The organism is Massilia sp. HP4 (assembly GCF_005222695.1).
In the GTDB taxonomy this organism is placed as follows: Bacteria; Pseudomonadota; Gammaproteobacteria; order Burkholderiales; family Burkholderiaceae_D; genus Telluria.
Genome location: NZ_STGG01000027.1, coordinates 1 through 7,954, shown reverse-complemented (window position 1 = coordinate 7,954; position 7,954 = coordinate 1). Strand labels below are relative to the sequence as shown.

The window sequence follows — 7,954 nt, the reverse complement described above, 5'->3', positions numbered from 1 at the left end:
GTAAGGCTTGTCCCTATAACCTTGGTAGTCCGAGGTTGACGAGTACAACTGCTTGAATACAAGCTACAACCCAACATTACTTCTTCCAGATTCAGAGCTTCGCCCGACGTAGGGTTGGCAGCTTCGCTGCCGACGCGTCCAACGAATGCTCGTACAAGTCATGCCTGATGACCATAGCAAGTCGGTCCCACCCCTTCCCATCCCGAACAGGACCGTGAAACGACTTTGCGCCCATGATAGTGCTGCAACCAGTGTGAAAGTAGGTTATCGTCAGGCTAGTTATATAGAAAAACCCCATCAAGTGACCTTGGTGGGGTTTTTTGCTTTGGAGACGCGTAAAATCCCAAGGTCTATCCTGTCCTGTTACCGAGGAAAGCAATGAAGGTCTACCTGGTAGTCGTCGATACGCTGGCTGATTGGGAAATCGGATACCTGACGGCAGAACTGCATAGCCGCCGGTTCTTCGCCGACCCATCACAAGACTGTCAATTGCTGAAGGCCGGTTTGAATTGCGATGCCGTGACAAGCATGGGCGGCGTGATCCATACGCCCGATATGGCAATCGATGACATCCAGATGAGCGACAACGACCTGCTTCTGCTACCTGGCGCAGAAATCTGGCAATCCGGGCAAGCAAGACCCGCCCTCGAACTGGCGCACAAGGTGCTGGACGAAGGCCGCCAGGTCGCTGCCATCTGTGGCGCAACCATCGGCCTGGCCAGCATCGGCGCACTGAATGCACGGCGCCACACCTCCAACGATCTCGGATTCCTGAAAACATCCTGCCCCGACTACCGCGGTGAACATATGTACCGCAAGGAGCCCGCTGTCCGCGGCGACAATCTGATCACGGCAAGTGGTCTGGCGCCGCTCGAGTTCTCGTATGAGGTGCTGAAGATGCTCAAGGTCTGGAAGCCGGAAACCGCCAAGGCGTGGTACCGCTTGCACAAGACCCGCCAGGAGCGCTGGTATCACGAACTGGTCGCTTCGATGTCCACTACGCCGACCGCTTCGTCATAGCCCGCGATGGATTACCAGCAGCTTCTCGCCCAGCGCCGTGCGCACCCCTCCTGGCGGCTCCTTGCCGCCGACCACGCGCCGATGATCGCCAGCTTCCTGCATCGCAGCTTCGTCGCGCCGAATGTGCGCACGATCTCTCGCCAGCAGCTGGTGTCGCAGCTGGACGATCACCTGTACCAACTTCACGAGCTGACCGGCGAGCAGGCGTTTCCCAAACCCGCGGCCAGCTACCTCGACGACTGGGCGTCCGACGACCGGGGTTGGCTGCGAAAATACTATCCACCTGGCGAAGACGAACCCCACTACGACTTGACCTCACCCGCCGAGCAGGCGTTGGAATGGCTGCAGGGGCTGGGACAGCGCGCTTTCATCGGTACCGAGTCGCGCTTGATGACGGTGTTCGACCTGCTCAAGCAGATCGCCGACGGCACCGAGCTCAATCCCCGTGCGCGCATCGCCGAACTCCAGAAGCGCAAGGCGGACATCGATGCCGAGATCACGCAGATCAAGGAAGGCCACCTGACCATGATGGAGCCGACCCAGGTGCGCGAGCGCTTCCTGCAGATGGCGGCCACCGCCCGTGAACTGCTGTCCGATTTTCGCGCACTCGATCAGAATTTCCGCACGCTCGACCGCAGCGTGCGCGAAAGGATCGCCACCTGGGACGGCGGCAAGGGCGAACTGCTGCAGCAGATCTTCGGCTGGCGCGACCTGATCACCGAATCTGACGAAGGCAAGAGTTTCCGCGCCTTCTGGGACTTGCTGATGTCGCCGTCGCGCCAGGATGAACTGGGCAAGCTGCTGGAACAGGTCATGGCGCTCGCACCGATCCGCGAACTCGAACCCGACGGCCGCCTGCGCCGCATTCACTACGACTGGCTGGAGGCCGGCGAGGTGACGCAGCGCACCGTGGCGCGCCTGTCGGAGCAGCTGCGCCGCTATCTCGACGACCAGGCCTGGCTCGAGAACCGTCGTATCATGGAGCTGATCCGGGAGGTCGAACAAAAGGCGCTGTCGCTGCGCGGCCAGGTTCCCGACGCTGCGTTTGCCGACATCGACGACGCCGGGCCGGAATTTGCCCTGCCCATGGAGCGGGTGCTGTACACGCCGCCATTCAAGGCCGACATCCGCGCGGTGAAAGTCGAGGAAGCCGCTGCGACCATCTTGTCCGACGCGCTGTTCGAGCAGGTGTATGTCGACCAGGTGCGCCTGGCGTCCAACGTGCGGCGCGCACTGCAGACCCGCAGCCAGGTATCGCTGGCGGCGGTGGTCATGGACAATCCGATCGAGCAGGGCCTGGCCGAGTTGGCGACCTACCTGAAGCTGGCGACCCAGGACGTGGCCGCCGTGATCGATGACGAACGCGCCGAATGCATCGGATGGACGAGCGGCGATGGCCACCGGCGCGAGGCAACACTGCCGATGGTGATTTTCACGCTGAGGGAACGAGAACAAGAATGAATGACGACGACCGATTGGGGCAAGTGGTAGTCACCCTGTTCCAGGGCGTGCTGTATCGCGAAAACGCCGAGCCGCAGTGGCAAGCCCTGCTCGACCTGCAGGCGCGCGTGCGCGACTACTGCAGCGTGATCGGGCTCGAACTGATCCTCGATGAGGCGGAGGGCTATGCCTATCTGCGCCAGCGGGCATCGACGCCCGAGACGCCCGATTTGCCGCGCCTGGTCCAGCGCCGCCAGCTCAGCTTCCCGGTCAGCCTGATCCTGGTCCTGCTGCGCAAGAAGCTGGCCGAGTTCGACGCGCTCAGCGCAGACACGCGGCTGGTCGTCAGCCGCGAAGACATCGTCGACCAGATGCGCCTGTTCCTGCCCGATACCGCCAACGAAGCGCGCCTGCTCGACCGCATGGACACGCACTTGGGCAAGGTCGTCGATCTCGGCTTTTTGCGTCGCCTGCGGGGCCAGGACGGGCAGTTCGAAGTGCGGCGCGTGCTGAAGGCTTTCGTCGATGCCCAGTGGCTCGACGATTTTGCTCAGCGCCTGGACGGCTATGCCGGGCATGCTGCGGCCGGCGCCGGCAAGGAGGGTGTCGAATGAACGCCGCGCCCGATCCCGACCTGGCGACAGCGACCGAGCAGGCCGGATTCCGCCTGCGCCGTTTCGAAGTGTACAACTGGGGTACCTTCCACCAGCGCGTATGGCGGATGCAGCCAGGCGGCGCCAATATGCTGCTGACCGGCGATATCGGATCCGGCAAGTCGACCCTGGTCGATGCGCTCACAACCTTGCTGGTCCCGTTCAACAAGATCTCGTACAACAAGGCGGCCGGCGCCGACGCGCGCGAACGCTCGCTGCGCACCTACGTGCTGGGCCACTTCAAGTCCGAGCGCGGCGACACCGGCCTGTCTGCACGTGCGGTCGCGCTGCGCGACCAGCACAGCTATTCGGTGCTGCTCGGAGAGTTCCACAACGAGGGCTACGACGAGACCATCACGCTCGCGCAGGTGTTCTGGTTCAAGGACCCGCGCGGCCAGCCAGAGCGATTCTACGTCGTCGCCGAAACGGGGCTGACGATCGCCGATGATTTTTCGGGCTTCGCCGACATCAATCAGCTGCGCAAGCGCCTGCGCGCCAGGTCCGGCATCACCCTGCACGACGGCTTTCCGGCCTATGGCGCAGATTTCAGGCGCCGTTTCGGCATCGCCTCGGAGCAGGCCATGGACCTGTTCAACCAGACGGTGTCGATGAAATCGGTGGGTAACCTGACCGAGTTCGTGCGCGAGCACATGCTGGAGCCGTTCCCGGTACAGGCGCGCATCGACGAACTGATCACCCACTTCGACGACTTGAACCGGGCCCACGAGGCGGTGCTCAAGGCGCGCGCCCAGATCGAGCGCCTGCAGCCGCTGAACGCCGATTGCGACCGCCACGCAGCGCTGGCGACGCAGATGGACGAACTGCGAACCTGTCGCGAGGCCCTGCGACCGTGGTTCGCGCTGCTCAAGACCGAGCTGCTGGACAAGCGCATCGCCAACCTGGCTGCGGACGAAGAACGCACCGCCACCCGCCTGGCCCAGTTGGAGCAGGAGCGGCGCAACCATGCCCGCACCCGCGACGAACTGACCGCCGCGATCTCGGCCAATGGCGGCAATCGCATCGAGCAGATCAAGGGCGAGATCGCACGCGTCGATGTCGCTCGCAGTGAGAAGAACGCGCGCGCCCAGCAGTACGAGCTGATCGCCTCGGCGCTCGGCTTGCCGGCGCCGCATGATGCCGGCACCTTCGACGCCAACCGGGGCGCCATTGCCGCGGGCCAGGCCGCCTGCGTTGCGCAACGCGACGAGCGCAGCAACCGCCTGACCGAGGCCGGCGTGACGGTGCGCGAGATCAGGAAGCTGCATGGCGAATTGACCGACGAACTGGAATCGCTGCGCAAGCGCCGTTCCAACATCCCGCGCCAGATGCTGACGCTGCGCGAGGCCTTGTGCGATGCGCTATCGATCGCGCCTGATGCGCTGCCCTTCATCGGCGAGTTGATCCAGGTGCGCGAGGACGAACGTGCCTGGGAAGGCGCGGCCGAGCGCCTGCTGCACGCCTTCGGCCTGTCGCTGCTGGTGCCCGAGCAGCATTATGCGCAGGTCGCGGCGTGGGCCGAGCGCACCCACCTTGGCGCGCGCCTGGTGTACTACCGGGTGCGGCCATTGTCCGCGAGCGAGCCGCCCACCCTGCATCCGCTGTCCCTGGTGCGCAAGCTGTCGATTCAGCCAGATTCACCGTTCTATGCGTGGATCGAAGGCGAGCTGGCGCGGCGCTTCGATTATGCCTGCTGCGACTCAATGGAACTGTTCCGGCGCGAGCAGCGCGCGATCACCCTCAATGGGCAGGTAAAGTCGGGCGGCGAGCGTCATGAAAAGGATGACCGGCGCCAGATCGGCGACCGCACCAGCTATGTGCTGGGCTGGTCGAACGAGGCAAAGATCGCGGCGCTGGCAAAGCAGGAACGCGACCTGTCCACCCGCATCACGGAACATACCAGGCAAATCCTCGAGCTCAAGGGCGAAGCCGCCGAATGGGGCAGGGTGCTTGGGCTCTGGCAGCAGCTGGCGGTGTTCGCCAGCTTCGCGGATCTCGACTGGAAACCGCTGGTGGCGACGATCGACCGGCTCGAGCGCGAGCGGCAAGAGCTGGCGGCATCGTCCGACCTGCTGCGCACGCTGCAACAGCAGTTGCGCGACCTCGGCGACGTGCAGGCCGGGGTCGACGCGCAGTACAAGCAGGTCAATGCCGCGCTGGCGACGCTGGTAGAGAAACTGAACCAGGCTCGCAGCCTGCTGGGCGAGAGCGAAGCGCTTGCCAGTACGATCGACGACGCCATGCGCGCCACGACATTGCCGGCGCTGGAGGCGCTGCGCGAGCAGGCGCTGGGCGAGCACACGCTGACAATCGAATCGTGCGATAACCGCGAACGCGACATGCGCGAATTCGTCCAGGCACGCATCGACGCAGACAGCAAACGCATCGCGACCCTGCGCGACAGGATCATCACCGCGATGCAGGATTACGCGACTACCTGGCCGCTCGATGCGCGCGAGGTCGATGTCAGCATCGAGGCGGCGCCCGAATTCCGGCGCATGCTGCAGGTGCTGGAGGCCGACGACCTGCCGCGCTTTGCCGGCAAATTCAAGGAGCTGCTGAACGAGAACACGATCCGCGAGATCGCCGGATTCCAGTCGCAGCTCAAGCGCGAACGCGAAACGATCCGCGAGCGGGTCGAGACCATCAACACGTCGCTGCATGCGATCGACTACAACCCGAATCGGTATATCGCGCTGGAGGCCGAGCCGAGCCTGGACGCCGACTTGCGCGATTTCCAGCAAGACCTGCGCAGCTGCACCGAAGGTGCGCTGACCGGGTCGAGCGACGAGGAATACACCGAGGCGAAATTCCTGCAGGTGCGGCGCATAATCGAGCGTTTTCGGGGCCGCGAAGGCAGCGCCGAGATGGACCGGCGCTGGACCCGCAAGGTCACCGATGTGCGCAACTGGTTCGTGTTCTCGGCGTCCGAGCGCTGGCGCGAGGACGACAGCGAGCATGAGCACTACACGGATTCCGGCGGCAAGTCGGGCGGCCAGAAGGAGAAGCTGGCCTACACGGTGCTGGCCGCGAGCCTGGCCTACCAGTTCGGCCTCGAATGGGGCGCCGTGCGTTCGCGCTCGTTCCGCTTCGTGGTCATCGATGAAGCGTTCGGGCGCGGTTCGGACGAATCGGCGCGCTATGGACTGGAGCTGTTCCGTCGCATGAACCTGCAGCTGCTGATCGTCACGCCGCTGCAGAAGATCCGCATCATCGAGCCCTACGTCGCGGGCCTGGGATTTGTGCACAGCGAAGAAGGGCGGCAGTCGATGCTGCGCTACCTGAGCATCGAGGAGTACCGCGCCGAGCGCGGTGCCCGGGCCGGATGACGGCGGCGCGCAGCGCATGGTCGGCGCCGGGCGACATCGTCGCCAGCGTCCAGCGCCTGTGGGACAGCGGCGCGATCCTGGCGGCGCGCCTGGACGGCGGCGCCTTGTTTCCGCATGAGGTCCGGCTGCGGCAACCTTCGGTCGCCGCCATGGGCGAGCAGTTCGACCTGGTGCGTGACTGGATCGGCGCCTTGCGCAGCAACAGCCGGCCCGAACGCGGCGATGGCTATGAGCTGGTCTGGCGCGACATCAACCACCGCCAACTGGGGCGCAACCGCATTCCGGTTGCCGCCATCGTGGAGTCGGAAGCGTCCGCGTTGCGCATGATCGGCCGTGGCGCCGACGCGCGCCGCTTCGATGAGCTGGTTGCCTCGACCCTGGTCGCGTTTCCCGCTCTTCGCCCATGGCTGGCCAGGCAGCCGCTACGCCTGCTCGAGCACAGGGATGGATGGGAGCGCGTCCTGGCCGTGCTGCGCTGGTTCGTGGCGAATCCGCGCCCGGGCATTTATCTGCGTCAGCTCGATATCCCGGGTGTCGATACGAAGTTCATCGAAGTACGCAAGGGGCTGATTGCAGAGCTGCTCGATCAGGTGCTGCCTGCCGAAGCGATCGATGCCGGCGCCATTGGCGCGCGGCAGTTCGAGGCGCGTTATGGCCTGCTGGGCAAGCCAGCGCAGATTCGTTTTCGCATACTCGACCGGCGGCACACCATCGGTGGCTGCTCCGACCTGATGGTGCCTGTGGCGCAATTCGCGGCATTGCGCACCAGCGTGGACCGCATCTACATAACGGAGAACGAGGTGAATGCGCTGGCATTTCCCGATGTGGAGTCAAGCATGGTGGTGTTTGGCGCCGGCTATGGCATCGACCGCCTGGCGCAGGTCGACTGGCTGCGTACCCGGCACGTCACGTACTGGGGCGATATCGATACCCACGGTTTTGCGATCCTCGATCGCTTGCGGGCATCGATCCCCAGCGTCGAATCGCTGCTGATGGATGAGGGCACGTTGCAGGCACATCGCCATGTATGGGGGCAGGAGGATGGCGATAAACGTTACCTGGCGGACCTGATGCGGCTGACGGAGCAAGAGCGGCGGCTATTTACTCAGCTGCGCGACAATGTGTTTGAGGAACGACTGCGGCTCGAACAAGAGCGCATTGGCTATACCTGGGCAGTCGACGCGATTCGACAAAGTTGAAAACTACCCTTGCGGGGGCGATGGCGCTTTGTTATAGTCTCGCTCCTCGACGCAGACGCCACCTCACGGTAGCGAAAACGAAGAGAAAAAAGAGGTTGACGAAAATTGAGAAACGCTTCATACTCTCGCCTCTCTGCTGCTGACGAACACAACGCTTCGAAGCAAACGGCAGATGCAGTAACCGAATTCTGATCTTTAAAAAATTAACAGTCGATAAGTGTGGGCGTTTGATGAAGGTGCCAAGAACCTCGGTTCTTGATTACTTAAAATATCAAATGTTCACAAAAAGTATTAACGTTGTCTCAGCAATGAGATA

General features: G+C 63.4%; 5 protein-coding genes and 1 rRNA gene. All 6 read left to right on the top strand.

The genetic code is table 11. The features are described from left to right. Window positions 1–163 precede the first annotated feature (163 nt). Window positions 164–276, top strand: a 5S ribosomal RNA gene (gene rrf / locus E8M83_RS11605). A gap of 102 nt (window positions 277–378) precedes the next feature. Next, on the top strand, window positions 379–1,020 hold the full coding sequence (locus E8M83_RS11600; protein ID WP_137173526.1) for a DJ-1/PfpI family protein: 642 nt from the start codon (window positions 379–381) through the stop codon (window positions 1,018–1,020). A gap of 6 nt (window positions 1,021–1,026) precedes the next feature. Beyond that, window positions 1,027–2,481 (top strand): DUF3375 domain-containing protein, encoded by a 1,455-nt coding sequence (locus tag E8M83_RS11595; protein WP_137173525.1) that lies wholly within the window; start codon window positions 1,027–1,029, stop codon window positions 2,479–2,481. Next, window positions 2,478–3,074: a DUF4194 domain-containing protein gene (locus E8M83_RS11590; protein ID WP_137173524.1), complete on the top strand. Its 597-nt coding sequence runs from the start codon at window positions 2,478–2,480 to the stop codon at window positions 3,072–3,074. The genes E8M83_RS11595 and E8M83_RS11590 overlap by 4 nt, the downstream gene beginning before the upstream one ends. Next, window positions 3,071–6,439, top strand: a complete 3,369-nt coding sequence (locus E8M83_RS11585; RefSeq protein WP_137173523.1) for an ATP-binding protein — start codon at window positions 3,071–3,073, stop codon at window positions 6,437–6,439. Before E8M83_RS11590 ends, E8M83_RS11585 begins: the two co-directional genes overlap by 4 nt. Next, entirely contained in the window at window positions 6,436–7,638 is a 1,203-nt protein-coding gene (locus tag E8M83_RS11580; RefSeq protein ID WP_137173522.1) for a DUF3322 domain-containing protein, read from the top strand. Before E8M83_RS11585 ends, E8M83_RS11580 begins: the two co-directional genes overlap by 4 nt. Window positions 7,639–7,954 lie beyond the last annotated feature (316 nt).